Annotated in this window: 23 protein-coding genes and 1 riboswitch; of the genes, 15 read left to right on the top strand and 8 right to left on the bottom strand. The window is 75.2% G+C overall.

Features of this window, described 5'->3' with window-relative positions:
• Positions 1–9: 9 nt before the first annotated feature.
• The 3 genes from ACFQ8E_RS04960 to ACFQ8E_RS04970 are packed head-to-tail and all read right to left on the bottom strand — an operon-like array spanning position 10 to position 1926.
• Positions 10–792 carry an HAD-IIA family hydrolase gene (locus ACFQ8E_RS04960; protein ID WP_430549462.1) on the bottom strand — a complete coding sequence of 261 codons (783 nt, stop codon included), beginning with the start codon at positions 790–792 and terminating at the stop codon, positions 10–12.
• A complete protein-coding gene (locus ACFQ8E_RS04965) occupies positions 789–1373 on the bottom strand; it encodes an AAA family ATPase (RefSeq protein ID WP_430549463.1) in 585 nt (194 codons plus the stop codon). Before ACFQ8E_RS04965 ends, ACFQ8E_RS04960 begins: the two co-directional genes overlap by 4 nt.
• A 7-nt stretch (positions 1374–1380) precedes the next feature.
• Positions 1381–1926 carry a DUF1992 domain-containing protein gene (locus tag ACFQ8E_RS04970; protein WP_430549464.1) on the bottom strand — a complete coding sequence of 182 codons (546 nt, stop codon included), beginning with the start codon at positions 1924–1926 and terminating at the stop codon, positions 1381–1383.
• Between the two features lie 76 nt (positions 1927–2002).
• Between ACFQ8E_RS04970 and ACFQ8E_RS04975 the strand changes: the two genes are divergently transcribed.
• From ACFQ8E_RS04975 to ACFQ8E_RS04985, 3 genes are all read left to right on the top strand, one after another.
• The gene (locus tag ACFQ8E_RS04975; protein WP_430549465.1) at positions 2003–3184 is read left to right on the top strand and encodes an aminotransferase class I/II-fold pyridoxal phosphate-dependent enzyme; all 1182 of its coding nucleotides are present in this window, start codon (positions 2003–2005) and stop codon (positions 3182–3184) included.
• 194 nt (positions 3185–3378) lie between these two features.
• Complete coding sequence (locus ACFQ8E_RS04980; RefSeq protein WP_430549466.1) at positions 3379–4146, top strand: endonuclease/exonuclease/phosphatase family protein; 768 nt, start codon at positions 3379–3381, stop codon at positions 4144–4146.
• Complete coding sequence (locus tag ACFQ8E_RS04985) at positions 4143–4640, top strand: DUF6328 family protein (protein WP_430549467.1); 498 nt, start codon at positions 4143–4145, stop codon at positions 4638–4640. The genes ACFQ8E_RS04980 and ACFQ8E_RS04985 overlap by 4 nt, the downstream gene beginning before the upstream one ends.
• Positions 4641–4682: 42 nt before the next feature.
• On the opposite strand, the gene ACFQ8E_RS04990 is transcribed toward ACFQ8E_RS04985, so the two are convergent.
• Positions 4683–5126 carry a hypothetical protein gene (locus ACFQ8E_RS04990; protein ID WP_430549468.1) on the bottom strand — a complete coding sequence of 148 codons (444 nt, stop codon included), beginning with the start codon at positions 5124–5126 and terminating at the stop codon, positions 4683–4685.
• 184 nt (positions 5127–5310) lie between these two features.
• On the opposite strand from ACFQ8E_RS04990, the gene ACFQ8E_RS04995 reads away from it, so the two are divergent.
• The 8 genes from ACFQ8E_RS04995 to ACFQ8E_RS05030 all read left to right on the top strand — a co-directional run bounded on the left by ACFQ8E_RS04995 (position 5311) and on the right by ACFQ8E_RS05030 (position 13772).
• The gene (locus ACFQ8E_RS04995) at positions 5311–6219 is read left to right on the top strand and encodes a LysR family transcriptional regulator (protein WP_430549469.1); all 909 of its coding nucleotides are present in this window, start codon (positions 5311–5313) and stop codon (positions 6217–6219) included.
• A gap of 71 nt (positions 6220–6290) precedes the next feature.
• On the top strand, positions 6291–6950 hold the full coding sequence (locus tag ACFQ8E_RS05000) for an HdeD family acid-resistance protein (protein ID WP_430549470.1): 660 nt from the start codon (positions 6291–6293) through the stop codon (positions 6948–6950).
• Positions 6951–7028: 78 nt separating this feature from the next.
• Positions 7029–7135, top strand: a riboswitch (glycine riboswitch).
• Positions 7136–7439: 304 nt separating this feature from the next.
• Complete coding sequence (gene gcvP / locus ACFQ8E_RS05005; RefSeq protein WP_430549502.1) at positions 7440–10376, top strand: aminomethyl-transferring glycine dehydrogenase; 2937 nt, start codon at positions 7440–7442, stop codon at positions 10374–10376.
• Between the two features lie 33 nt (positions 10377–10409).
• On the top strand, positions 10410–11564 hold the full coding sequence (gene gcvT / locus ACFQ8E_RS05010; RefSeq protein WP_430549471.1) for a glycine cleavage system aminomethyltransferase GcvT: 1155 nt from the start codon (positions 10410–10412) through the stop codon (positions 11562–11564).
• Between the two features lie 63 nt (positions 11565–11627).
• Positions 11628–11996, top strand: a complete 369-nt coding sequence (gene gcvH, locus ACFQ8E_RS05015) for a glycine cleavage system protein GcvH (RefSeq protein ID WP_430549472.1) — start codon at positions 11628–11630, stop codon at positions 11994–11996.
• A gap of 250 nt (positions 11997–12246) precedes the next feature.
• Positions 12247–12477: a LuxR C-terminal-related transcriptional regulator gene (locus ACFQ8E_RS05020; RefSeq protein WP_430549473.1), complete on the top strand. Its 231-nt coding sequence runs from the start codon at positions 12247–12249 to the stop codon at positions 12475–12477.
• A 119-nt stretch (positions 12478–12596) separates the two neighbouring features.
• Positions 12597–13034 carry a (deoxy)nucleoside triphosphate pyrophosphohydrolase gene (locus ACFQ8E_RS05025; protein WP_430549474.1) on the top strand — a complete coding sequence of 146 codons (438 nt, stop codon included), beginning with the start codon at positions 12597–12599 and terminating at the stop codon, positions 13032–13034.
• A gap of 66 nt (positions 13035–13100) precedes the next feature.
• Complete coding sequence (locus ACFQ8E_RS05030) at positions 13101–13772, top strand: GAP family protein (RefSeq protein ID WP_430549475.1); 672 nt, start codon at positions 13101–13103, stop codon at positions 13770–13772.
• Here ACFQ8E_RS05030 and ACFQ8E_RS05035 read toward each other — a convergent pair.
• Positions 13759–15015: an ion channel protein gene (locus tag ACFQ8E_RS05035; RefSeq protein ID WP_430549476.1), complete on the bottom strand. Its 1257-nt coding sequence runs from the start codon at positions 15013–15015 to the stop codon at positions 13759–13761. The genes ACFQ8E_RS05030 and ACFQ8E_RS05035 overlap by 14 nt on opposite strands.
• Positions 15016–15128: 113 nt before the next feature.
• Positions 15129–15683 carry an AAA family ATPase gene (locus ACFQ8E_RS05040; protein WP_430549477.1) on the bottom strand — a complete coding sequence of 185 codons (555 nt, stop codon included), beginning with the start codon at positions 15681–15683 and terminating at the stop codon, positions 15129–15131.
• A 134-nt stretch (positions 15684–15817) separates the two neighbouring features.
• Between ACFQ8E_RS05040 and ACFQ8E_RS05045 the strand changes: the two genes are divergently transcribed.
• Entirely contained in the window at positions 15818–16852 is a 1035-nt protein-coding gene (locus tag ACFQ8E_RS05045; RefSeq protein ID WP_430549478.1) for a serine hydrolase domain-containing protein, read from the top strand.
• A complete protein-coding gene (locus ACFQ8E_RS05050; RefSeq protein ID WP_430549479.1) occupies positions 16849–19743 on the top strand; it encodes an FAD-binding and (Fe-S)-binding domain-containing protein in 2895 nt (964 codons plus the stop codon). Before ACFQ8E_RS05045 ends, ACFQ8E_RS05050 begins: the two co-directional genes overlap by 4 nt.
• Here the strand turns inward: ACFQ8E_RS05050 and ACFQ8E_RS05055 are convergent.
• Positions 19701–20660 (bottom strand): DMT family transporter, encoded by a 960-nt coding sequence (locus tag ACFQ8E_RS05055; RefSeq protein ID WP_430549480.1) that lies wholly within the window; start codon positions 20658–20660, stop codon positions 19701–19703. The two genes, ACFQ8E_RS05050 and ACFQ8E_RS05055, sit on opposite strands and share 43 nt — an antisense overlap.
• Before the next feature lie 39 nt (positions 20661–20699).
• On the opposite strand from ACFQ8E_RS05055, the gene ACFQ8E_RS05060 reads away from it, so the two are divergent.
• Positions 20700–21185, top strand: a complete 486-nt coding sequence (locus tag ACFQ8E_RS05060) for a MarR family winged helix-turn-helix transcriptional regulator (protein ID WP_430549481.1) — start codon at positions 20700–20702, stop codon at positions 21183–21185.
• Here the strand turns inward: ACFQ8E_RS05060 and ACFQ8E_RS05065 are convergent.
• Positions 21175–22422, bottom strand: coding sequence for an alpha-D-ribose 1-methylphosphonate 5-triphosphate diphosphatase (locus ACFQ8E_RS05065; protein WP_430549482.1), 1248 nt, complete (start codon positions 22420–22422; stop codon positions 21175–21177). The genes ACFQ8E_RS05060 and ACFQ8E_RS05065 overlap by 11 nt on opposite strands.
• 163 nt (positions 22423–22585) lie before the next feature.
• Here ACFQ8E_RS05065 and ACFQ8E_RS05070 point away from each other — a divergent pair, with 163 nt between their 5' ends.
• On the top strand, positions 22586–23560 hold the full coding sequence (locus tag ACFQ8E_RS05070; protein WP_430549483.1) for a phosphate/phosphite/phosphonate ABC transporter substrate-binding protein: 975 nt from the start codon (positions 22586–22588) through the stop codon (positions 23558–23560).
• The last annotated feature ends 2 nt before the right edge of the window (positions 23561–23562 follow it).

Raw genomic sequence — 23562 nt, forward strand, 5'->3', positions numbered from 1 at the left:
CCGACGCCCTCACCCCCGGCGGAGCAGCTCCGGCAGCGCGGTGACGTCGTCCAGCACGTGCTCGGGGCGGGGCAGGGAGTCGTCGGCGGCCTGACGGGCGAACTTGCCCGTGCGCACCAGCACCGTGCGGACGCGGGCGGCGCGGCCCATCGCGACGTCCGACGTGCGGTCGTCGCCCACCACCCACGTGCGGCCGGGCTCCGGCGCCGGGCTGACGGTGCTCAGCGCGAGCCGCAGGAACTCCGTGCTCGGCTTGCCCAGCGTGCGGGCCGTCACCTCGGCGCCGTGCTCGATCGCGGCGACCACGGACCCCGTGTCGAGCGCCGGCCGGCCGTCGCGCAGGAACCAGCGGCCGTGCTGCAGCGCCAGCAGCTCCGCCCCGCCGAGCACGCCGCGGAACGCCGCGTCGAGGGCGGGGTAGTCGAGCACGTCGTGCACGTCGCCCACGAGCACGTGCGTGGGGTCGTCCTCCGGCCCGACGACGTCGAGGCGCGCGGCGAGCTGGTCGTGGACGGCGGCGGTGGCGAGGACGTGCACCCGAGCGCCGGTCCCCTCGAGGTCCGCGACCGCGGCGTCCACCGGGGTGAACAGCTCGTCCGCGTCCAGGCCGAGCCCCATCCCCCGCAGCCGCGCGACGATCGACGCCGAGTCCTGCGAGTCCGTGTTGGTGACGAAGCGGACGGCGTGGCCGGCGTCGCGCAGCGCGGCGACCGCGGCGTCGGCGCCGGGGACCAGGCCGTCGCCCTCGTGGACCGTGCCCTGGAGGTCGAGCAGGACGGCGTGCCGGGTCACGGCCGCGCTCCCCCGGTCGCGACCGGCCCGGGTGCCCGCAGCGCCCCCGCGAGCAGCAGGTCGCGGACCCGCGTCGCGAGGCCGGCCGGCGACGCGGCGTCGTCGCGCAGGACGGCGTGCTCCGCCGCCGGGTCGGCCTCCGCGCCGTCGACCTCCGCCGCGAACGCCGCGTGCATGGCCCGGGTGGCGGCGGGGTCGTCGAAACCGTGACCCGTGCGCGCGGCCACGCGGGCGAGGCACACGTCGACCGGCGGCAGCAGGACGGCGCGGTGTACGGTGGCGCCCGCGTCCGCGGCGCGGACCGCGAGGTCCCGGGTGGCCTCCTGTTGCAGCACGCCGTCGTAGACCACCCAGGCGTCGGAGCGGGCGAACTCCACGGTCGCGGCGAGCGCGGCCCGGCCGGCGGGCGCGGTCTGGGCCGCCGCCTCCGGGAGCCAGGGGTCGACGGCGCCGCGCCGCCACCGGCCGAAGAACCAGTCCGCCTCGACGAGCACGGAGGGGTCGAGCAGGTCGGCCAGGGCCGACCCGACGGCGGACTTCCCCGATCCCGGCGGTCCCGTCACCACGACGACGTCGCCCACGGCGGCCTCAGAAGATCCCGCGGGCGCGACGGCGCTCGCGCCACCGCTGCACCTCGCGCTCGACGTCGCGCGTCGGCGTCACGACCGGCGGGCCGCCGAGCAGCTGCCGGCGGGCGTCGACCACCCGCGCGTTGAAGTCCTCGACGACCTCGCGGACCCGCTTCTCCTCGGGCTCCCGGTCGAGCGTCTCGTCCAGCTCGGCGTCGTCGCGCCGCAGCTGCGCGGCGGGCAGGACACCGGTGATCTGCTCCCGCTCGACGAGGTTCTTGAGCCACCAGTCGGGGTCGTGGGTGCCGCGCAGCCCGGGGATGGGCTTGCCGGCCAGCGGCAGGTCGTCGAACTCGCCGCGCCGGATCGCCTGGTCGACGACGGTGTCCACCCACAGGGCGCGGTCGTCCATGCGGCGGCGGGGCTGCGCGGCGACGCGGTCCGTGTCGCCGGCCTCGGCGTCCGGGTCCGCGGCCTCCGCGGCGACCTCGCGGTCCACCTGGTACTGCGCGGCCCGGCGCGCAGGGTCGCCCTGGTCGGCACGGCGGCGTCGGAACATCGGCATCCCTCCGGTTCGTCTGCTCCCAGACTAGGTGCGGACCCGGCGGCGGCGGTCGCGGGCGACCCGGCATGATGGCCGTATGAAGGTCTCGCGTCGTAGCCACGTGCCGCCGTTCGCCGTGATGCAGGTGCTGGCCACGGCCAACGAGCGCCGCGCCGCCGGCCACGACGTGCTCAACCTGTGCGCGGGCGAGCCGTCCACGGGCGCGTCGGACGTCGTCCGGGAGAAGGCGGCGGAGCTGCTGCGCACCGCCGACCTGGGCTACACGGAGTCGATGGGCGTGCCCGCGCTGCGGCGCGAGATCGCCGGGCACTACCGCCGCTGGTACGACGTCGACGTCGACCCGGCGCGCATCGCCGTGACGACCGGGTCGAGCGGCGGGTTCCTGCTCGCGTTCCTCGCGGCGTTCGACGTCGGTGACCGGGTCGCGCTGGCCCGCCCGGGCTACCCGGCGTACAAGAACATCCTCGCCGCGCTGGGCTGCGAGGTGGTGGAGCTCGACTGCGGCCCCGACACCCGGTACCAGCCCACGGTGTCCCAGCTCATGGAGGCGTACTACGAGGGCGGCCTGGACGGCCTGGTCGTGGCCTCCCCCGCGAACCCGACCGGCACGATGCTGCCGCCCGCCGAGCTGGCCGCCCTCGCCCGCTGGTGCGACGAGCACGACGTACGCCTGATCAGCGACGAGATCTACCACGGCATCGCGTACTCCAGCGATGTACAGCAGGCCACCGCGGCGATGTACACGGGCTCCGGCGCGGTCGTCGTGAACTCGTTCTCCAAGTACTGGGCCATGACCGGCTGGCGGCTGGGCTGGCTCGTGCTGCCCGACGAGCTGGTCGGTCCCGTCGACGCGCTCGCGGGCAACGTGGCCCTGTCGCCCCCGGCGCTGGCGCAGCACGCGGGCGTCGCGGCGTTCTCCCCCGCCGGGTACGCCGCCGCGGCCGAGAACGTGGCCCGGTACGCGGCCTCGCGCGAGGCCCTGCTCGATCGGGTGGACGAGCTCGGGTGGCGCCCCGTCGCCCCCGCCGACGGCGCGTTCTACCTGTACGGGAACGTCGCCGGCTTCCGCGACGCCGTCGGCGGCGACTCCGTGACGTACTGCCGCCGGCTGCTCGCCGAGGCCGACGTCGCGATCACCCCGGGCGCGGACTTCGACGTCGTGGGCGGGGGCGACTGGGTACGCCTCTCCTTCGCCGCCGCGCCCGACGTCGTCTCCCGGGCCGTCGACCGCATCGTCGCCTGGCACCGCACCCTCTGATGCCGAGGTAGTTCGACCCTCGCCGAGGTAGTCGGAATCTCCGCGAGGTAGTTCGGACCGGCCGTGGGTGCGAGACGCGGCGTCGTGCGGGAGGCTCTCACTACCTCGCGATGCCTCGAACTACCTCGACGAGCACTGAACTACCTCGGCAGGCCCCGGACTACCTCGCGGACGGAGGGCGGATGATCCGGCTGGTGACGGCGAACGTCCAGCACGCGCTGGTGGACGGACGGCAGGTGGACCTCGACCGGCTCGCCGCGGCGCTGGAGGCGCTGGACGCCGACGTCGTCGCACTGCAGGAGGTGGACCACGGCCAGGCGCGGTCCGACGGCGAGGCGCAGGCGTACCGCCTCGCCGCGGGGCTCGGGATGCCGGAGCACCGCTTCGTCCCCGCGGTCCGCGGGTCGCTCGACCCGGCGTGGCGCCGACGACGGGCGCCGCGGACGGCCGAGGGCGACGACGGCCGCCTGCCCGCCCCGGCCGGCTACGGCATCGCGCTGCTCAGCCGGCACCCGGTGCGTGCCTGGCACGCCATGCGGCTGCCCGGCCTGAACCTGCCGGGGGTGCCGCCGCTCGGCGTGGACGAGCCGCGCGTCGCCGTCGCGGCCGCGGTGGCGACCCCCGACGGCCCGCTGACCGTCGTCGCCACGCACCTGTCGAAGAGCGAGCCGTGGAAGGGCGCGCAGCTGCGGCGGCTGCGGCGCCGGCTGCGGCACGCGCCGCGCCCGCTGGTGCTGCTGGGCGATCTCAACACCCGGGGTGACCTGCCCGCCCGGCGCACGGGCTGGCGCGAGCTCGTGCACGTGCCGACCTATCCGCGCACGAGGCCCTGGCTCAGGATCGACCACGCGCTCGCCGACGGTCCGGTCACCGCGGCCGCCGCCGCGCGGGCCGTGGACCTCGGCGTCAGCGACCACCGCGCCGTCGTGGTCGACGTCGCGCTCGGTGAGGACGCGGGATGACGGACGAGCCCACGGGCGGCGTGCCCGACCGCGCCCACGGCCGCCCGGAGACGCCGGAGCAGCGCTCGGACCGCAACTGGAACGAGCTGCTGCAGGAGCTGCGCGTCATGCAGACGGGCGTGCAGATCCTCACCGGCTTCCTGCTGATCCTGCCGTTCCAGAGCCGCTTCGCGGACCTGGACGACTTCCAGCGCGCGGTGTACCTCACCCTCGTGCTCGTGTGCGTGGCGACGACGGGGCTCCTGGTGGCCCCGGTCGCGCTGCACCGGGCGCTGTTCCGCAAGCACCTCAAGCGCTCGGTGGTGACCGGGGGCGACCTGATGGCGCGCGCCGGGCTCGTGCTCCTCGCCGTCGCGCTGGCGGGCACGGCGGAGCTCGTGTTCGACGTCGTCCTGGGCCGCACGGCGGGGATCGTCGTGGGCGCCGGGTCGGCCGTCGTGCTGCTCGGCCTGTGGGCGGTGGTGCCCGCGTTCGTGCGGCACCGACGGGAGTGACGCGACGGCGTCACCACCGCCGGACCGTCCCGGTCGTCGCCGTCAGGCGGCGAGGTCGACGCGCTCCTGGCGCGGCAGCTCCGCGACGTCGGACACGGACGCGGCGTCGGCCGAGGTCTCGGCGACGAGGGCGCCGGCGGTCGGGTCGGCGGACCCGTCGACGACGGCGACGGCGTGCGGCTCGCCGGTCGCCTGGACGGCGGCGAGCTGCGCGGCGGCGGCGCGCTCCGCGCGGCGGGCGCGGGCCATCGTGCGCATCGCGGCGGCGCCGATGATGACCGCGGCGACGTTGGACAGGGCGGACGGCCAGATGCCGTTCGTGATCGCGATGACGAGCATCACGGCCGCGCCGGCGAAGTTGGACAGCTGGAACGGGAGCGAGTCGGCGGTCCAGCGGCCCTTGCTCACCATGCCGTAGGCGAGGACGACGGCGACGGCGCCGACCCACCCGAGGGCAGTAATCACGGTCAGCAGGGAGATCGTCATGACGGGCACCTCCGGGGGGTCGGCGTGGCACAGGTGTGCCACGGGAAGGAAGATCTGAGGGATGTGGGACGCCGCCCCGAGAACCGGGAACCGGAGTGGTCCGGCTGGCGTCGAAACGATTCTGCAACACGATCTGCGTTCAGCACAATCAAATCCTTCTCCGACCGGCAGTTAGTATCCCTACATGGCCACAGACCCACGGAGACTTGCCTTCCTCCTTGCCGTGCACCGCGCCGGGGGCGTGCTCGCGGCAGCAGATCTTCTGCATGTCACCCCGTCCGCGGTGTCCCAGCAGATCGCCCGTCTCGAGGCCGAGGAGGGCATCGCCGTCCTCGACCGCGGGCCGCGCGGCGTCACCCTCACCCCGGCGGGCCGGGTGCTGGCCGAGGCGGGCGAGCGGATCGAGGCCGAGCTGCTCGAGGCCCGGCAGGCGATCGCCGGGCTCGGCGAGGGGGTGAGCGGCAAGGTCGTGCTGGGCGCCTTCCAGACGGGGATCCGCGCCGTCGTGGCGCCCATGCTGCTCGACCTGGCCGAGCAGTACCCCGCCGTCGAGGTGGACGTGCGCGAGCACGAGCCGGCCGAGGCGATCCGCATGCTGCGCGCCGGCGACCTCGACGTCATCCTGCTCGAGCGCGACGCCGACATGGACTCCCCCGCACCCCGCGGCGTGCACGACGTCCCGCTGCTCGACGAGCCCTGGTGCGTCGTCGTGCCCGCCGGCCTGCCCATGCCCGAGCGCCTCGACGACCTGGCGAACCTGCAGTGGGTCGGCGCGGAGGCGGACACCGCCTCCGACCGCGCCCTGCGCCGCCTGGCCCGCACCCTGGGGACGACGGTCAGCCAGCGGCACGCCTTCTTCGACTTCGACACCGCGCTCTCGCTCGTCGCGGCGAACCAGGGCGTGGCCATGCTGCCGGCGCTCGCGCTCCAGGGCGGGGACGTGCCGGAGGGCGTCGAGGTCGCGCGCCTCGCCGGCCTCGGCACCCGCCGCATCGTGGCGCGGCACCGCGCCACGCGGCACGAGCCCGGCCCCGCCGTGCGCGCCGTCGTCGACGCCATGGTTGAGGTGACGCGCGACCTCGAGCTCGGCTGACGCTCGTCCTGCCCGCGACGTCGCAGGTCCCCGGCGCGCGACCTGGCGGGACCGCTCCTAGCATCACCAGCATGAGCGGAACGACGTCGGGGCCGGCCGGGTCGTCGGACGCGGGGGCCGCTCCCCTGTCCGACCGGACCTTCGGCGTCGCGCGCCGCCTCTGGGGACTGGTCTACCTGCGCGCCCTGCTGTACCTGGCGGCGGGGATCGTCCTGTTCGCGAACCCCGACCGCGGCCTCGTGTGGGTGCGATGGCTCGTCGGGGCGCTGATCGTCGTGCAGGGCGTGCTGCTCACCGTCGAGGGCGCCCCGACCAAGCGGTCGGGCCGTCCGCAGGGCGCCGGCGACGAGATCAGCTGGCGCCTCATCGCGGGCGTGGTCAGCCTGCTCGCGGGGGTCCTCATCATCGTGTGGCCGTCGATGACCGGCCCGGTGATGTACCTGGTCGTGGCGGTGTGGGCGTGCGCGGCCGGCGTGGTCGGCGTCATCGGCGCGCTGCGCGGGCGCGCGCTGCGCACGACGTCGTGGGACTGGCAGCTCGTCAACGCGGTGCTGTGGATCGTGCTCGGCCTCGTCATGCTGCTGCGGCCCGGCGCGGACGTCGCCACGTCGGCGCAGCTCCTGGCGCTCTACCTGGTGCTCGCCGGCGCCGTGCTGGTCGTGGGCGCGTTCGCCACCGGCACCCGGGCCCGCGACGCCCGCAAGGCCCGGGACGGCGCCGCGGCCGGGTAGGATCGGCAGCGTCACACCGCAGCCCCGGCTGCCCCCACAACGCGGCCGTACCTCAGGTGCGGTTGCCACATAGCCGCTCGAACCGCGACGGGAGAGCTCGCGCCGTGCCCCGCAAGGTGGCCGGCCGGCGCCGAAGGAGCAACCCTCCCCGGGAATCTCTCAGGCATCCGTACCGTCACGGCGAGGCAACTCTGGAAAGCGGCCCTGCCCGTCCTCGCGACGGTGCGGGCCCACCGACGGTGCAAGTCGGCGCGCCCCGTCGACGTCGTAGGTCACGTCTGCGACGACGCGATGGCGGACCGGCAAAACTCTCAGGTCGACGCGTGCGCGTCCGATGACAGAGCGGGGAGGACCCGCCAGTCCCCGCCTGCCCGGCCCGACCTACGGAGCTCCGACGTGACCACCATCCCGGACGACGTCCTCACCGGCGCCGACCCCGACGTCTTCGCCGACCGGCACGTGGGCCCCCGCGGCCGCGAGGTCGCCGCGATGCTCGACACCCTCGGCCACGCGAGCCTCGACGCGCTGGTGGACGCCGCCGTCCCCGCGTCGATCCGCACCGACCGCCCGCTGGACCTGCCGGCCGCCCGCTCGGAGGCCGAGGTGCTCGCGCACCTGCGGGACCTCGCGGGGAAGAACCAGGTCAAGCGCCAGATGATCGGGCTGGGCTACTACGGCACCACCACTCCCCCGGTGATCCGCCGCAACGTGCTCGAGTCCCCCGCCTGGTACACGGCGTACACGCCGTACCAGCCGGAGATCTCGCAGGGCCGCCTCGAGGCGCTGCTCAACTTCCAGCAGGCCGTGGAGGACCTCACCGGCCTGGGGATCGCGGGCGCGTCCCTCCTCGACGAGGCCACCGCCGTCGCCGAGGCCGTCGCGCTGATGTGGCGCGCCTCGCGCGCGAAGAGCGGGTACGTCGTCCTCGACGCGGACCTGTTCCCGCAGAGCCTGTCGGTCACGCGCGGTCGTGCGGAGGCCATCGGGCTGCCGGTGGTCGTGGTGGGGCTCGACGGCGGCCTGGCGGCAGGCCTCGACGCGTTCGTCGCGGCGGGCGGCGCGCTGCCCGACGGCGACCTGGTGGGCGTCGTCGTGCAGCAGGCGGGCGCCTCGGGCAGGGTGCTGGACGCGCGCGGCGTCGTCGCGGAGGCCAAGGAGCGCGGCGCACTGGTGACCGTGGCCGCCGACCTGCTGGCCCTCACGCTGCTGACCTCCCCCGGCGAGCTCGGCGCGGACGTCTCGGTCGGTTCGGCGCAGCGCTTCGGTGTCCCGCTGTTCTACGGCGGCCCGCACGCCGCCTTCATGGCGGTCCGCAGGGGCCTGGAGCGCCAGCTCCCCGGCCGCCTGGTCGGCGTCTCGACCGACGCCGACGGCGCCACGGGCCTGCGCCTGGCCCTCGCCACCCGCGAGCAGCACATCCGCCGCGAGAAGGCGACGAGCAACATCTGCACCGCCCAGGCGCTGCTCGCCATCGTGGCCTCGATGTACGCCGTGTACCACGGCCCCGACGGCCTGCGCGCGATCGCCGAGCGCACCCACGCCCGCGCCGCCGCCGTCGCGGCGGGCCTCCGCGCGGCGGGCGTCACCGTCGAGCACGACGTCTTCTTCGACACCGTCCGCGCCGTCGTCCCCGGCCAGGCCCAGCAGGTCGTGACCGCCGCAGCGGACGCCGGCTACAACCTGTACAAGGCGGACGCCGACCACGTACAGATCGCCTGCGACGAGACCACCACCCCCGACGACGTCGCGGCGGTCGTCGCCGCTTTCGTCGCCGTGCTGGGCGGAGGTGACGCCGACACGGTGCAGGGAGCGGGGAGGTCGGAGGGCCTTCGCGCGGACGTAAGAACTCCCGAAGTGGAGGGCGCCCAGGCGCCCGTGAACGCGTCCGCGCGAAGGACCTCCGACCTCCCCGCGGCGCTACCCACCGAGGTGACCCGGACCACCGCCTACCTCCAGCACCCCATCTTCCACGTGCACCGCTCCGAGACCTCGATGCTCCGGTACCTGCGTGCGCTCAGCGACAAGGACCTGGCGCTGGACCGCACGATGATCCCGCTGGGCTCGTGCACGATGAAGCTCAACGCGACGGCGGAGATGGAGGCCATCAGCTGGCCGGGCTTCGCGGACATCCACCCGTACGTGCCGGCTGACCAGGCGCTGGGCTACGCGGAGCTGGTGTCGACGCTGGAGGCGCAGCTCGCGGAGATCACGGGGTACGCGGGCGTGTCGGTGCAGCCGAACGCGGGCTCGCAGGGCGAGTTCGCGGGGCTGCTGGCGATCAAGGGCTACCACCGGTCGCGGGGCGAGGAGCACCGCGACATCGTGCTGATCCCGGCGTCGGCGCACGGCACGAACGCGGCGTCGGCGGCGCTGGCGGGCCTGCGCGTGGTGGTCGTGGCCACGGCGGACGACGGCGAGATCCAGCTCGACGACCTGCGGGCGAAGCTGGAGCAGCACGGTCCGCAGGTGGCCGGGATCATGATCACGTACCCGTCGACGCACGGCGTCTACGAGGAGCACGTCCGCGAGGTCTGCGACCTTGTACACAATGCTGGTGGACAGGTGTACATCGACGGCGCCAACCTCAACGCGCTGGTCGGGCTGGCCCGGCCGGGCGAGTTCGGCGGCGACGTCTCGCACCTCAACCTGCACAAGACGTTCTGCATCCCGCACGGCGGCGGCGGCCCGGGCGTGGGCCCGGTCGCGGTGGCCGCGCACCTGGTGCCGTTCCTCCCGGCGGACCCGACGCCGGGGATCGACGCGCAGGACGGCATCGCGCCGGTGAGCGCGGCGCCGCACGGGTCGGCGGGCATCCTGCCGATCTCGTACGCGTACCTCGCCCTGATGGGCCCGGACGGGCTGACGGAGGCGTCGAAGGCCGCCGTCCTGACCGCCAACTACGTGGCCAAGCGCCTGGACCCGTACTTCCCGGTGCTCTACACGGGCGAGAACGGCCTGGTGGCGCACGAGTGCATCCTCGACCTGCGGCCGATGACCGCCGAGACCGGCGTGACGGCCGAGGACGTGGCGAAGCGCCTCATCGACTACGGCTTCCACGCGCCGACGATGTCGTTCCCGGTGGCAGGCACGCTCATGGTGGAGCCCACCGAGAGCGAGGACCTGGCCGAGCTGGACCGCTTCGTCGACGCGATGATCGCCATCCGCGGCGAGATCGACCGTGTCGGGGCGGGGGAGTGGAGCGCCGAGGACTCGCCGCTGCGGCACGCGCCGCACACGGCGGCGAGCGTCGTCGCCGACGAGTGGACGCACCCGTACTCCCGCGAGCTCGCCGCCTTCCCGCTGGCCAGCCTGCGGGGGGCGAAGTACTGGTCGCCCGTGCGCCGGATCGACGGGGCCAAGGGCGACCGCAACCTCGTCTGCGCCTGCCCGCCGCTCGAGTCCTACGCCGAGCCGGCCGCTCACTGAGCCCGAGCGCCCACCACACCGAAGGGAGCCTCGATGGCCGAGGACCAGCAGGACAAGACCACGCCGCTGCACGACGAGCACGTCGCGCTGGGCGCCAGCCTCACCGGCTTCGGCGGCTGGCTGATGCCGCTGCGGTACACCTCCGACCTCGCGGAGCACCGCGCGGTGCGTGAGGCCGCGGGGCTGTTCGACCTGTCGCACATGGGGGAGATCCACCTCGAGGGCGCGCAGTCCGGCGCCGCGCTGGACCAGGCGCTCGTGGGCAACGCGAGCGCGATCGGCGTCGGCCGGGCGCGGTACTCGATGATCTGCGCGGACGACGGCTCGGTGCTGGACGACCTCATCGTCTACCGCCTGGCCGACGAGCACCTCCTCGTCGTCGCGAACGCCGGCAACGCGCCGCGGGTCGCCGCCGAGCTGGTCGCGCGTGCCGCCGCGTTCGACACGGTCGTCACCGACCGGTCGACCGAGACGGCACTGGTCGCGGTCCAGGGCCCGCAGGCGGAGGAGATCGTCGCGTCGCTCACGGCGGACGGCGACGTCGACACGGTCCGTGGCATGAGGTACTACGCGTCGGCCGAGGCCACCGTCGCCGGGATCGGGGTGCTCGTGGCGCGCACCGGGTACACGGGGGAGGACGGCTTCGAGCTGTTCGTGCCCTCGGACCGGGCGGTGGAGCTCTGGCGTGCGCTGCTCGCGGCGGGGGAGGGGCGCGGCCTCGTCCCGGCCGGGCTGTCGGCCCGCGACTCGCTGCGGCTCGAGGCGGGCATGCCGCTGTACGGGCACGAGCTCGACGAGACGACCACCCCGTACGAGGCGGGCCTCGGCCGGGTCGTGAAGCTCGACAAGACCGGCGCCGACGGTGAGCCGCTGCCGTTCGTGGGCCGCGACGCCCTCGCGGCGCGCGCCCAGAGCGCACCGGCACGCGTCCTCGTCGGCCTGCGGGGCGAGGGGCGCCGTCCTGCCCGTGCGGGGTACGACGTCGTGCAGCGCGGTCTCGACGGCGCCGTGGGCGCCGTCGTCGGTCACGTGACGTCCGGCGCGCCGTCGCCGACGCTCGGCTACCCGGTGGCGATGGCGTACGTGACGCCCGAGGTGTCCGCCGAGGGCACCGCCCTCGCCGTCGACGTGCGTGGCCGCGCCGAGCCGTTCGTCGTCGTCCCGCTGCCCTTCTACCAGCGGGCGTAGGACGATCGTCCTGAACCACCCGGTCCCCACCCCTCTGCCGTGAACCCCGAAGGAGCTGACCCCATGGCCGACTTCCCCGAGAACCTCCGCTACTCCGCCGAGCACGAGTGGGTGGACGACGCGTCGCCCGCCACGATCGGCGTCACGTCCGTCGCCGCCGACGCGCTGGGCGACGTCGTCTACCTCGAGCTGCCCGAGGCGGGCGCGACGATCGAGGCCGGCGCCGTCGTCGGCGAGATCGAGTCCACCAAGTCCGTCTCGGAGCTGTACTCGCCGGTGAGCGGCACCGTGGTGGAGGTCAACCAGTCGGCCGTGGACGACCCGGCCGTCGTGAACTCCGACCCCTTCGGCGCGGGCTGGCTCTTCAAGGTCGACGTGACCTCCCGCGGGGCGCTGCTGACGGCCGAGGAGTACGCCGCCCAGGCGGGCTGACGCTTTCCCGAAACCCGTGACCGAATCGTGACCATCGGGCCCGAATTGCGTTGATTGCCTGGGATAACCGCGCTGACCTGCGACGACACGGCCGGCCGCACCCTCCGACGGGGAGCGACCGGCCGTCGTCGTCCCGGCGCGGCAACAACCCGCGACATTCCGCGTCATGACAGGGGCCCCTTCCCATCTTCATCCATGACGGCTTCCCCTGGTCGACCTTCGGTCGACGGCCGTCGACGGAGGAAGAACGATGAGCACGATCGAAATGGCCCCGGTGACTAACCGTCTGCTGACGCGGCGCGAGCGGGTGGTCCTGTCCAACCTGTCCGAGGACGTCACCCTCGAGCAGATCGCGACCAAGCTGTTCGTCACCCGGAACACGGTGAAGTCGCAGGTGCGCAGCGTGTATCGCAAGATCGGTGTCTCCAACCGGGCCGAGGCCGTCGCATGGGCGCGACAGGCCGGCCTGGGGGTCAGCTGACAGCGGGTAGGTGCGAGCCCCGCCCGACGACAGGGGAGGTCGTCGGCGCGGGGCTCTCGCACGTCCGGGCACCGGGCACGGCACGGCCCGCCGGGGGCTCGGATGGCAGACTCGCGGTCATGACAGCACGCCGCCTCGTGGTCGCCGCCGCGATCGTCGACGACCTCGACCGCCCGGCGCGCCTGCTCGCGGCGCGGCGGAGCCGGCCCGAGCACCTCGTGGGCCGGTGGGAGTTCCCCGGCGGCAAGGTGGACCCGGGGGAGACGCCGGTCGAGGCGCTGCACCGGGAGCTCATGGAGGAGCTGGGGGTGCGGGTCCAGCTCGGCGACGAGCTGCCCGGCCCCGACGACGGCGCCTGGATCATCACCGACCGGCACGTGCTGCGCCTCTGGCTGGCGGCCGTCACCGACGGCGACCCGCGGCCTCTTGTCGAGCACGACGACCTGCGCTGGCTGGACCGGACGTCGCTGCTCGACGTCGACTGGCTGGACGGCGACGTCCGGATCGTCGAGCAGCTCGACGCCGTCCTGCACGACCGCGTCGACACCTCGCGCTGACGCCTGGGCGCGCGACATCGTCGCGCCCCGCCTACGGTCGGACCGTCACCGGACGGAGGAGCACAGGTGGGCGCAGCGATCGGCCAGTCACTTCCCGTCGCGGTGGGCGTGCTCATCAGCCCGCTGCCGATCGTGGCGGTGGTGCTCATGCTCGTCAGCCGGCGGGCGAAGGCCAACGCCGCCGCCTTCCTGATCGGCTGGTTCGTCGCCGTCCTGGTCGTCGTCGCGCTGGTCGCCGTGCTGGCCGGGTCGTCCGCGCCGGACGACGACGGCCCGCCCGCCTGGGCGGGCGTCGTCAAGATCGTGCTCGGCGTCCTGCTCCTGCTGCTCGCGGTGCGGCAGTGGCGCGGGCGGCCGCGCGAGGGCGTCGAGCCCGAGACGCCGAAGTGGATGGCGGCCATCGACCAGTTCACGCCGGGCAAGGCCCTCGGGCTCGCCGTCCTGCTGTCCGCGGTCAACCCGAAGAACCTGCTGCTGGTCGTCTCGGGCGGCGCCGCGATCGCCGCGGCCGCGCCGGGCGACACGAACGCCCAGGTCGTGGCCGCCGTCGTCTTCGCCCTCGTCGCCAGCGTCGGCGTCGTGACCCCGCTGGTGATCTACCTGGCGACGGGGGACCGCGCCGCCGCCGTCCTCGACGGCCTGAAGACCTGGATGGTCCAGAACAACGCCGTGATCATGGCGGTCCTGCTGCTCGTCATCGGCGCCAAGATGATCGGCGACGGCATCACGGCGCTGTGACGAGCATCGGCGGCCGGCCGCGCACCAGGAGCCACAGCGGCAGGACGGCGAGGCACAGGACGGGCAGGACGGCGACGTCGGCCACCATGGCGACGCCCATGAACAGGGCGAGCCAGCCGTCGCGGGCGACGACGAGCGTCGCGCCCATCACCCCGGCGGCGACGGCGAGCCCGACGTGCACGTCGGGCACCACGGCGTGCGCGGACAGCGCCACGGCCACCCCGACGAACACGGCGGGGAAGATCCGGCCGCCGCGGAAGCCGGCGCTCGACGCGACGACGAGCGCCACCATCTTCACGACGGCGAGGCCGAGCAGCGCCCAGGCGCCGTAGCCGGCGGCGTCGGCGGTGAGCTCCTGCATCTCGTCGAGCCCCTTGAAGAGGGTGAGCGGGCCGCCGACCGCGCCGAGGACGCCGAGCACGAGGCCGCCGGCGCCGAGCATGAGCACGGGGTGGCCGATCCGGTGGAAAGCCGCGTGCACGTGGGGGAACGCCCACACCCCGAGGAGGCAGACCAGGGCAGCGGCGGCGGCGACGGCGGGCGCGGCGACGAGGTCGCCCCACGCGGGGTCGGTGTAGCCGGGCACGTCCACCGACAGCTGGGGCGACCCGATCAGCGACATCGTCAGCGACCCGGTGCCGGCGGCGACGAGGGGGCCGAACAGGCGGTCGAACAGCGGCCCGCGGCCCTGCCCGCCGAGCGACTCGGTCATGACGAGCGCCGCGCCGACGGGGGTGCCGAACATCGCGCCGATGGTGCCGGCCGACGCCATGAGCGTCACCGCGGGCACGGGAACGCCGACGCGCGACCGCGTCACGAGCCAGACGGCGAGCGCGACGTTCACGGCGATGATCGGGTTCTCCGGGCCCAGGCTCACCCCGCCCGCGAGACCGAGGACCAGGGCGGCCGCCAGGCCGGGGACCGTGCCGACCGGGAGCGGGGCGGCGACCAGCCCGGTGGTCGCGGGGTCGTCGCCGGCGTGCCCCGGCGCCCAGCGCACGACGGCGCCCACGGCGAGGCCGGTCGCGGTGAGCACCGTGACGATCCACCAGGGGGAGTCGGCGCGTGCCCCGAGCGCCTCGGGCAGGGCGCCCCACAGCCAGCCCTGCAGCCGGCCCGCGAGCCACGACACCAGCACCAGGCCGAGGGCGGACAGGACGCCGACCACGGCGGCGGGGACAGCGAGCGCCGCGAGGCGGGCGGTGGTCAGCGGCGCGGTCGCGGCGGACTGGTCGGTCGTCACAGGGGCGAACGTAGCCGCGGCCCTCCGGTTCGGCGCGCGGTACCACCCACCTCACGGAGACGGAGCGCGCGACCCGGCTGGAGACGTTCGGCTCCTGACGACGCCGCCCGGGGTCACGCCAGGGAGCGCACCCAGCGCTCGACGTCACGGCGGCTGCGCAGCCGCACGACCCGCACGTGCGGCGCCTCGCGGGCGAGCCGCTCGTCGAGGCCGCGGAGCTTGTGCCGCGTGCGCCACGCCCACCGCAGGATGTGGTCGCGGTCCCGGAGCACGGTGCGCAGGGGTGGCTCGACGTTCCCGTGCCACAGCTCCGTCCTGCGCAGCCGGCGCCGGACCGTGCGGGTCCCGACCTGCCACAGCACGACGGGGACCGGCGGGTCGAGCCAGACCAGCAGCTCGGCGTGCTCGAGCAGCAGGGGCCGCACGGCCGTGTACTGCCACTCGCTCACCCAGGCGTCCTGCGCGACGACGGCGCGCACGTCGTCCTCGAACTCCGGGCGAGGTGTCCACCCGGTGCCGTGGTACAGGCCGTCCAGCTCCGTGTACGGCAGGCCGAGGACGGTCGACACCCGACCCGCGAGCGTCGTCTTGCCCGCGCCGGACGTGCCCGCCACCAGGATCCGGCGGGCCGTGACGGCGGGCGGGGGAGCGGGGGCGTCGTGGGGCACCCGCCGAGAGTACGGAACGCGGTCGCGGCGCGGACACCGCCACCGGCCTGAAGACATGTGCCGGACCGCTAGTACGGTAGGGAGAAATCTGCCAGGACCGGGATCGGCGCCGACCCCGGAGGACGGAGCGCACCGTGCCGCACCCCGCGCAGCCCGCCGGTCTCCTCGACGGGCGCGCCGCCGACGAGGGCTGGTCCTCCGCGGCGGCCCTCGTCGCGTCGTCGGCGGGCACGGTGAGCGCGTACGCGGACGGGCCGGGGGACGTGGGGGCGACGACGGGCGGGCAGACCCGGTTCGACCTCGCGTCGGTGACCAAGGCCTTCGTGGCGCTCGCCGCGGCGACGCTGGTCGACGACGGCCTGCTCGACCTCGACGCCCCGGCCCGCGAGGTGCTCGACGTGCCCGCGACGTCGTCCGGCGCGACCGCGCGTCACCTGCTCACGCACACCGCCGGGCTGCGTCCCACGGCCCTCGCCTGGCGCACCACGGCCGACCCGGACGCCGTGCTCGCCGACGCCCTCGGGCCGCCGGTCGCGCCGCCGGGGACGGCGCACGCCTACTCCTGCCTGAGCTTCATCGCGCTCGGCCGGGTCCTGGAGGAGCTCGCCGGCGAGCGGCTCGACCGCGTGGTCGCGCGGCGCGTCGGTGCGCCGCTCGGGGCGGCGGGGCTGCGGTGGTCGCCCGTCGACGTCGTCGACGCCGCCGACGTCGCACCGACCGAGCCGGGCACGCCGACGGGTCGCGTGCACGACGAGCTGGCCGCGGCGACCGCCCGTCCGGTGGGCAACGCCGGGCTGTTCGGCACGCTCGACGACGTCGCACGGCTGGCGGCGCTGGTCGCCGACCGCGGGGCCGCGGGCGGCCGGCAGGTCGTGAGCGAGGCGTCGTGGCGCGCGCTGGTCGAGCCGGACGACGTCGCCCGCCGCGCCGGCGCGCCGTGGGGGCAGGCGCTCGGGCTGCGGCTGGGCGACCCCGGGTTCATGGTGTCGGGAGACCAGGTGGGGCACGCGGGGTTCACGGGGACGTCGTTCGTCGTCGACCTCGCCACGGGAGCGACGGCGGTGCTGCTGACGAACCGTGTCCACGGTGGTCGGGCGTCGAGCGTCGTGGCGCGGCGTCGACGGTTGGCGGCGCTCGCCGCAGGGCTCGGCACGCAGGAGGGGCGATGACGGGACGGGACACGTCGCGCGGGGCGGCCCGCGCGGACGGCTACGAGCTGCGGACGGACCTGCTGACGCGGGTGGCGCACGCGCACGACGCGTCGCACTACCTGCTGCGCCCGGAGGTGGTGGTGCGTGCGCACGACGTCGACGGCGTGGTCGCCGCGATGCGGGAGGCGAGCCGCCGCGGCCTGGCGGTGACGTTCCGCTCCGGCGGCACGAGCCTGTCGGGGCAGGCGTCGGGCGCGGGGATGCTGGTCGACACGCGCACGCGGTTCGCGCGCGTCGAGGTGTTCGACGGCGGGGACCGGGTGCGCTGCCAGCCCGGCGCCACGCTGCGCCTGGTCAACGGGCACCTGGCGCGGCACGGGCGGCGGCTGGGTCCGGACCCGGCGAGCGAGATCGCCTGCACCGTCGGGGGAGTGGTGGCCAACAACTCCTCCGGGATGTCGTCGGGCACCACCCGTACCGCGTACCGGACGGTCGAGGCGATGACGGTCGTGCTGCCCGGCGGAACCGTCGTCGACACGGGGGCGCCGGACGCCGACGCGCGCCTCGCCGTCCTGGAGCCGGACCTGCACCGCGGCCTCGCGGAGCTCCGCGACCGGGTGCGCGGCAGCGCGACGATGTGCGCCGAGGTCCAGCGGCAGTTCGCGATGAAGAACACCATGGGCTACTCGGTGAACGCGCTGCTCGACCACGACAGCCCGGTGAAGATCCTCGAGCACCTGATGATCGGGTCCGAGGGCACGCTGGGCTGGGTCGCGGACGTCACCTTCCGCACGGTGCCGCTGCTCACGAAGGTCGCGACGACGCTGCTCGTGTTCGACTCCCTCGAGCGCGCCACGGACGCGCTGGTGCCGCTGGGCGCCTCCGGGCCGGAGGCGATCGAGCTCATGGACGCCGCGTCGCTGCGGGTCGCGGCGGCCGACCCGAAGGCCGACGCGTCGATGCGGTCCCTCGCAGAGGGCGCCGGCATCACCGGCCAGACGGCGTTGCTGGTGGAGTACCGCGCCGGGACGGACGACGCGCTCGCCCCGCTGCAGGACGCCGCGCGCGCCGTCGTCGACGGCCTCAGGCTCGAGCTGCCCGCCGCGCTGACCACCGACACCGCCACGCGCGAGCGCCTCTGGCGCGTGCGCAAGGGCCTGTACACGGCGGTCGCGGGCGCCCGCCCCGCGGGTGCGACGGCGCTGCTGGAGGACGTCGTCGTCCCGGTGCCGGACCTCACCGCCACGGTGCGCGACCTGGGCGGCCTATTCGCCCGTCACGGCTACGACGACGCCGTCACCTTCGGGCACGCGAAGGACGGCAACCTGCACTTCATGATCACGCCGCGACTGGGCGACGCCGCCGAGCTGGACCGGTACGCGGCGTTCAGCGACGACCTCGTCGACCTGGTCCTGGGGCACGGCGGCTCGCTCAAGGCGGAGCACGGCACGGGCCGCATCATGGCGCCGTTCGTGCGCCGCCAGTACGGCGACGACCTGTACGCCGTCATGCGCCGCGTCAAGGACCTGTTCGACCCGCGGGGCCTGCTCAACCCGGGCGTCGTCATCACGGACGACCCGCACGAGCACCTGCGCGACCTCAAAGTCGAGGCGTCCGCCGGCGGCGAGGACGCGCCGCTCGTCGACCGCTGCGTGGAGTGCGGCTACTGCGAGCCCGGCTGCCCGTCGCGCACCGTCACGACGACGCCGCGCCAGCGGATCGCGCTGCTCAAGGAGCTCGCCGTCGCGCCCGAGGGCGAGCGGGAGGAGCTGCAGCAGGCGTACCGGTACTGGGGCGTGCAGACCTGCGCCGCCGACTCCATGTGCGTGGAGGCGTGCCCCGTCGGCATCGACACGGGCGTCGTGATGAAGGGGCACCGGGCGCGGTCGAACCCGCCCGTCGTGCAGAAGGGCGGGGAGGCGCTCGCCGGGTCGTGGGGGCCGGTCGTGGACGTGCTGCGCGGCGCGCTGGGCGTCGCGGCGAAGGTGCCGACGCCCGTGGTGCGGGTCGCCTCGGAGGTCGCGCGCGGCGTCGTCGGCACCGACGTCGTGCCGCGGGCCGACGCCGACCTGCCCGGCCCGGGACTCCGGCGCGAGGCCGACGACCTCCCGGCCGCGGACGGTGGTGCGCCCCGGGCCGTCCTGTTCTCGTCGTGCATGGGCGAGCTGTTCGCCCCCGCGCCCCGGGGCCTGCCGGACTTCGACGGGAGCGCGGTGGGCGCCGAGTACGCCTTCCGCGTGCTGTGCGAGCGCGCCGGGATCGGGCTCGCGGTACCGGAGGGCATCGGCGGGCTGTGCTGCGGCACGCCGTGGGTGAGCAAGGGCCTGCCGGGTGGCGCGGCGCGGATGGCGCGGCAGGTGCTCGACGCCCTGTGGACGGCGACCCGCGGGGGAGAGCTGCCGGTCGTGTGCGACGCGTCGAGCTGCACGCACGGCCTGGTCGAGACGCCGCACCACCTCTCCGGTGAGGACGCCGAGAGGTTCGCCCGGCTGCGCATCGTCGACGCCGTGACGTTCGTGCGCACCGACGTGCTGCCGGCGCTCGCGGACCGCGGGGTCGACGTCGAGCGCCAGGGGAGGGTCGTCGTGCACCCGACCTGCGCGACCGTGCACCTGGGCGCCGTGGACGACCTGCGCGCCGTCGCGGCCGCCGTCGCCGACGACGCCGTCGTGCCCGCGGCCTGGGGCTGCTGCGGCTTCGCCGGCGACCGCGGCATGCTGCACCCCGAGCTCACCGCCGCCGCCACGCACGCCGAGGCGGCCGACGTCGCGGCGGGGGAGCGGGAGCTGCCCGGGGGCCGCTACGACGCGTACGTCTCGAACAACCGCACCTGCGAGATGGGCATGGCGCGTGCCACCGGGCGCGACTACGTGCACGTGCTCGAGCTGCTGGAGGCGGCGACGCGCTGAGCGGGCTCGACCTCCAGGTCCGGCTGCTCCCTGCGACGACGCGTCCCGCGCGGCAGGTTGACGAGCACGATGCTCGCGAGCACCAGGGCGATCCCGAGCGCCTGGGACCCGGTGAGCACCTCGCCCCCGGCCGCGACGCCGAGGGTGACTCCGGTGACGGGGTTCAGCAGGCCGATCACGCCCACGGCCCCGGCCGGGAGGTGGCGGAACCCGCTGAACCAGCAGACGAACCCGAGCGCCGTCGCGACGAGGCTCACGTACGCGAACGCGAGGACCTCGGTGCCCGACAGCGCGGGGGGCGCGCCCTCGACGAGCGCCGCGGCGACGAGCAGCTCGACCCCGCCGACGACGAGCTGCCACGCGGTGACCGTGAGCACGGGCGTCCCGTCCTGCCACCGCTTGGTGAGGACCGCCCCGACGGACGAGAGGGCCATCGAGGCGACGGACGCCGCGATGCCCCAGCCGTCGAGCGCGCCGGTCGCGGTGCCGACGATCAGCAGGACGCCCGCCCCGCCGACGGCGGCCCCGACGACCACGCGCGGGGTGGGCCGTTCGCGGAGCAGGAGCCAGGCCGCGCCCGCGATCGCGAGCGGGCTGAGCGACATCAGCGAGGCGGCGACGCTCGACGGGAGCAGCTGGGCCGCGACGTACACGAGGCAGAAGAAGATCCCCATGTTGAGGGTGCCGAGCACGACAGACCGCCACCACCAGGAGCCGCGAGGCAGCCGGCGCGCGACCAGCAGGAGGACGACGCCCGCCGGCAGCGCGCGGAGGGCCGACCCCCACAGCGGGGCGTCCCCGGGGAGGAAGTGATGGGTCACGAAGTACGTGGACCCGAACGCGACCGGCCCGACGGCGGCGACGAGGGGCCAGCGGACGCGGGCCAGCGCCCGGCGCGCCGGCGAAGAAGTTTCCATGGAAACCATCATACTTTCCGTGGAAAGTAGGATGGGGTCATGACCGAGACCGATCGCGTCGCCACGTTCGTCGCGCAGTGGCGGCGGGAACGCCCCGACCTCGACCCGAGCCCGATGGCGGTGATCGGGCGGATGCGACGGATCTCCGACGACTTCACCGCCGCGCTCGTGGCGAACTACCGGCGGTTCGGGATCGGGGAGGGCGAGTTCGACGTCCTGTGCGCGCTGCGGCGCGCGGGCGCCCCGTTCGCGCTGAACCCGGGCGAGCTCGCGGAGCACACCATGGTGACGGCCGGCGCGACGTCCAAGCGGGTCGACCGGCTGGAGGCCGCGGGCCTGGTGGTCCGGCAGGGCCGTGCCGACGACGGTCGCGGTCGCGTCGTGACGCTGTCCGCGCAGGGGCGCCGGCTCATCGACGAGGCCTACCCCGCGCACCTCGAGCTCGAGGACGGGCTGCTGGCGCCCCTCTCACGCCAGGAGCGCGCACAGCTCGAGGGCCTGCTCCGCAAGCTCGTCACCGGCTGACGCCGGGGCCACCCGCCCCTCGGCCGGACCGCGCCGCCGGGCCGGCGCGCAGTGCGGCGACCACGGTGGGCCACCGCCCCGCGCGCCGGACGAGCAGGACGTCGGCCCGCGCACCGGGCACCAGGGCGCCGCGGTCGTCCAGCCCCGCGGCGCGCGCGGGGCCCGAGGTGACGAGCCGGACGGCGCCCGGCAGGTCGGCGAGGCCCTCGCGCACGAGCACCTCGACGGCCGTGAGCAGGGACGACGGCACGTAGTCGGACGCCAGCGCGTCGACGAGGCCGCGGGCCACGAGCTCCCGCGCGGAGACGTTGGCGGCGTGCGAGGAGCCGCGGACGGCGTTGGGCCCGCCTGCCACGACGTGAAGGCCGAGCTCTCGGGCCGCGAGCGCCGCCTCGACGGTGGTGGGGAACTCCGCGACGGCGCCGCCGCGCGCGACCAGTGCCTCGACGTCGGCGCGGGTCTCGGGATCGTGCCCGGCGAGCCGGACCCGGCCGGCGCGGGCCCACGACCCCAGGCGGTCGAGGGCGGCCGCCGCGACGTCCGCCCGGTCCTCGCGCTCGGCGCGCCAGGCGGCCACGTGCGTGCGCGCGTCGGGCGGGGTCATGCCCTCGCGCTCCACGAGGAAACGTTCCATCGTGGCGGGGTCGGCGTACTGCCCGATGCCGGGGGTGTGGTCCTCGTGCGACACCAGCGGGGGGACGTCCCCGGTGTCACCGGCGAGGGCCGCCTCCAGGTCGGCGAGCCCGGTCACGCACCGCACGTCCACGCGGTGCAGCACGCGGGACCCCGACCCCGCGGCCTCGGGGTCCCGCAGCGCCCCCAGCAGCGGGCCGGGTCCGGGGTCGCCCGCGGCGAGCCCCACGGGGGTGCGCTCGCCGAACGGCACCCCGTGGAACGCGGTGAGCACGCCGCTCGCGGCGAGGCGGTCGGCCGCCGTCCGCACCGCGAGGTCGGGCGGCAGGTCGGCGCCGGGCCGCGGCCGGCGCTCGTGCGCCAGCACGTCGGTGTGCACGTCGACCAGCCCGGGCAGGCACCACGCACCCCCGCCGTCGAGGTCCGCCCGGAACCCCGGCGGCCGCTCGCCCACCTCCGCCACGCGGCCGTGGTGCACGACGAGGCGGGCGTCGTCCACCACGCGGTCGGGCAGGACGGCGCGGACGCCGGCGAGCGACCACTCCGCGGGCGCGGCGCCGAGGGGCCACGGCCTGTCGGTCGCGGAGGGGAGGGAGGTGAACACCGGTGCATCTTGTCCGGACGACCTGGCGAGACGGTTAACGAGGCTTCACCGGGGGTTCACCTCCCCGGGGCCGGCCGGTCGTCGCGGGCTCCCAGACTCCTGCACGGCGCCGGCCACCGGCGCCCGCGCCGAGCCCCATCGCCGAGTCCTCACCGGAGACGACATGAAGACCACCAGGACCACCCTCGCCGCCGCGGCGCTCGCCGGCGCCGCGGCCCTCACGCTCGCCGGCTGCGGTGCGCTGGGCACGGCGTCCGCGGGTGGCGGCACCACGGAGCAGGGCTTCCCGGAGGTGCTGCGCCTGGGCGCCATCCCCGCGGAGAACTCGACCAACCTCGCCGAGGGCTACGACCCGATCGTCGCGATGCTCGAGGAAGAGACGGGGGCGCAGGTCGAGGTCAGCCAGGCCTCCGACTACGCGGGCGTCATCGAGGGGCTCATCGCCGACAAGGTGGACCTCGCGTTCCTCGGCTCGTTCGCGTACGTCCTCGCGACGCACAACGACGCCGCGATCACGCCGCTGGCGTCCGTCATCGCGGAGGAGGGTGCCGAGCCCGGCTACTTCTCGCTCGGCATCACCCAGGGCGACAACGACGCCGTGGACGGCCTGGAGGACTTCGCGGGCAGGACGGTCTGCTTCGTGGACCCGGGCTCGACGTCGGGCTTCCTCTACCCCTCCGCCGGGCTCATCGACGCGGGCGTCATCGCGTCGGGCACCGAGCAGGACGTCGCCGCCGGGGTCGAGCCCGTGTATGCGGGCGGCCACGACGCGTCGGCGCTCGCCGTCGCCTCGGGGGACTGCGAGGTCGGCTTCGCGATGCAGTCGATGGTCGAGGAGACCCTGCCGGCGGCCGGTGACCTCGCCGACGGCGACCTCAAGGAGGTGTGGAGGTCGGAGACGATCTCCGGCTCCCTCTTCGTCGGCAACGACGCCCTCGGCGCCGACGTCAACGAGAAGCTCGCGACGCTGCTCACCGAGAAGGCGAACTCCGACTACCTGCGCGAGCACGGGTACTGCGACGGGGACTGCCTGCTCACCGACGAGGACGCGTGGGGCTTCGTGCCCGCGCAGGACGCCGACTACGACGGCACCCGCGAGGTCTGCACGATCACCAAGTCCGACAAGTGCGAGGGCTGACG

The sequence above is a fragment of the Isoptericola sp. NPDC056573 genome (assembly GCF_042793335.1).
Classification (GTDB): Bacteria; Actinomycetota; Actinomycetes; order Actinomycetales; family Cellulomonadaceae; genus Isoptericola.

Coding starts and splice junctions, on each gene's coding strand:
- ACFQ8E_RS04970 (WP_430549464.1), bottom strand. CDS start 1,926: ATGCCGATGTTCCGACGCCGCCGTGCCGACCAGGGCGACCCTGCGCGC.
- ACFQ8E_RS04975 (WP_430549465.1), top strand. CDS start 2,003: ATGAAGGTCTCGCGTCGTAGCCACGTGCCGCCGTTCGCCGTGATGCAG.
- ACFQ8E_RS04985 (WP_430549467.1), top strand. CDS start 4,143: ATGACGGACGAGCCCACGGGCGGCGTGCCCGACCGCGCCCACGGCCGC.
- ACFQ8E_RS04990 (WP_430549468.1), bottom strand. CDS start 5,126: ATGACGATCTCCCTGCTGACCGTGATTACTGCCCTCGGGTGGGTCGGC.
- ACFQ8E_RS04995 (WP_430549469.1), top strand. CDS start 5,311: ATGGCCACAGACCCACGGAGACTTGCCTTCCTCCTTGCCGTGCACCGC.
- ACFQ8E_RS05000 (WP_430549470.1), top strand. CDS start 6,291: ATGAGCGGAACGACGTCGGGGCCGGCCGGGTCGTCGGACGCGGGGGCC.
- gcvP (WP_430549502.1), top strand. CDS start 7,440: ATGCTCGACACCCTCGGCCACGCGAGCCTCGACGCGCTGGTGGACGCC.
- gcvT (WP_430549471.1), top strand. CDS start 10,410: ATGGCCGAGGACCAGCAGGACAAGACCACGCCGCTGCACGACGAGCAC.
- gcvH (WP_430549472.1), top strand. CDS start 11,628: ATGGCCGACTTCCCCGAGAACCTCCGCTACTCCGCCGAGCACGAGTGG.
- ACFQ8E_RS05020 (WP_430549473.1), top strand. CDS start 12,247: ATGAGCACGATCGAAATGGCCCCGGTGACTAACCGTCTGCTGACGCGG.
- ACFQ8E_RS05025 (WP_430549474.1), top strand. CDS start 12,597: ATGACAGCACGCCGCCTCGTGGTCGCCGCCGCGATCGTCGACGACCTC.
- ACFQ8E_RS05050 (WP_430549479.1), top strand. CDS start 16,849: ATGACGGGACGGGACACGTCGCGCGGGGCGGCCCGCGCGGACGGCTAC.
- ACFQ8E_RS05055 (WP_430549480.1), bottom strand. CDS start 20,660: ATGGAAACTTCTTCGCCGGCGCGCCGGGCGCTGGCCCGCGTCCGCTGG.
- ACFQ8E_RS05060 (WP_430549481.1), top strand. CDS start 20,700: ATGACCGAGACCGATCGCGTCGCCACGTTCGTCGCGCAGTGGCGGCGG.
- ACFQ8E_RS05070 (WP_430549483.1), top strand. CDS start 22,586: ATGAAGACCACCAGGACCACCCTCGCCGCCGCGGCGCTCGCCGGCGCC.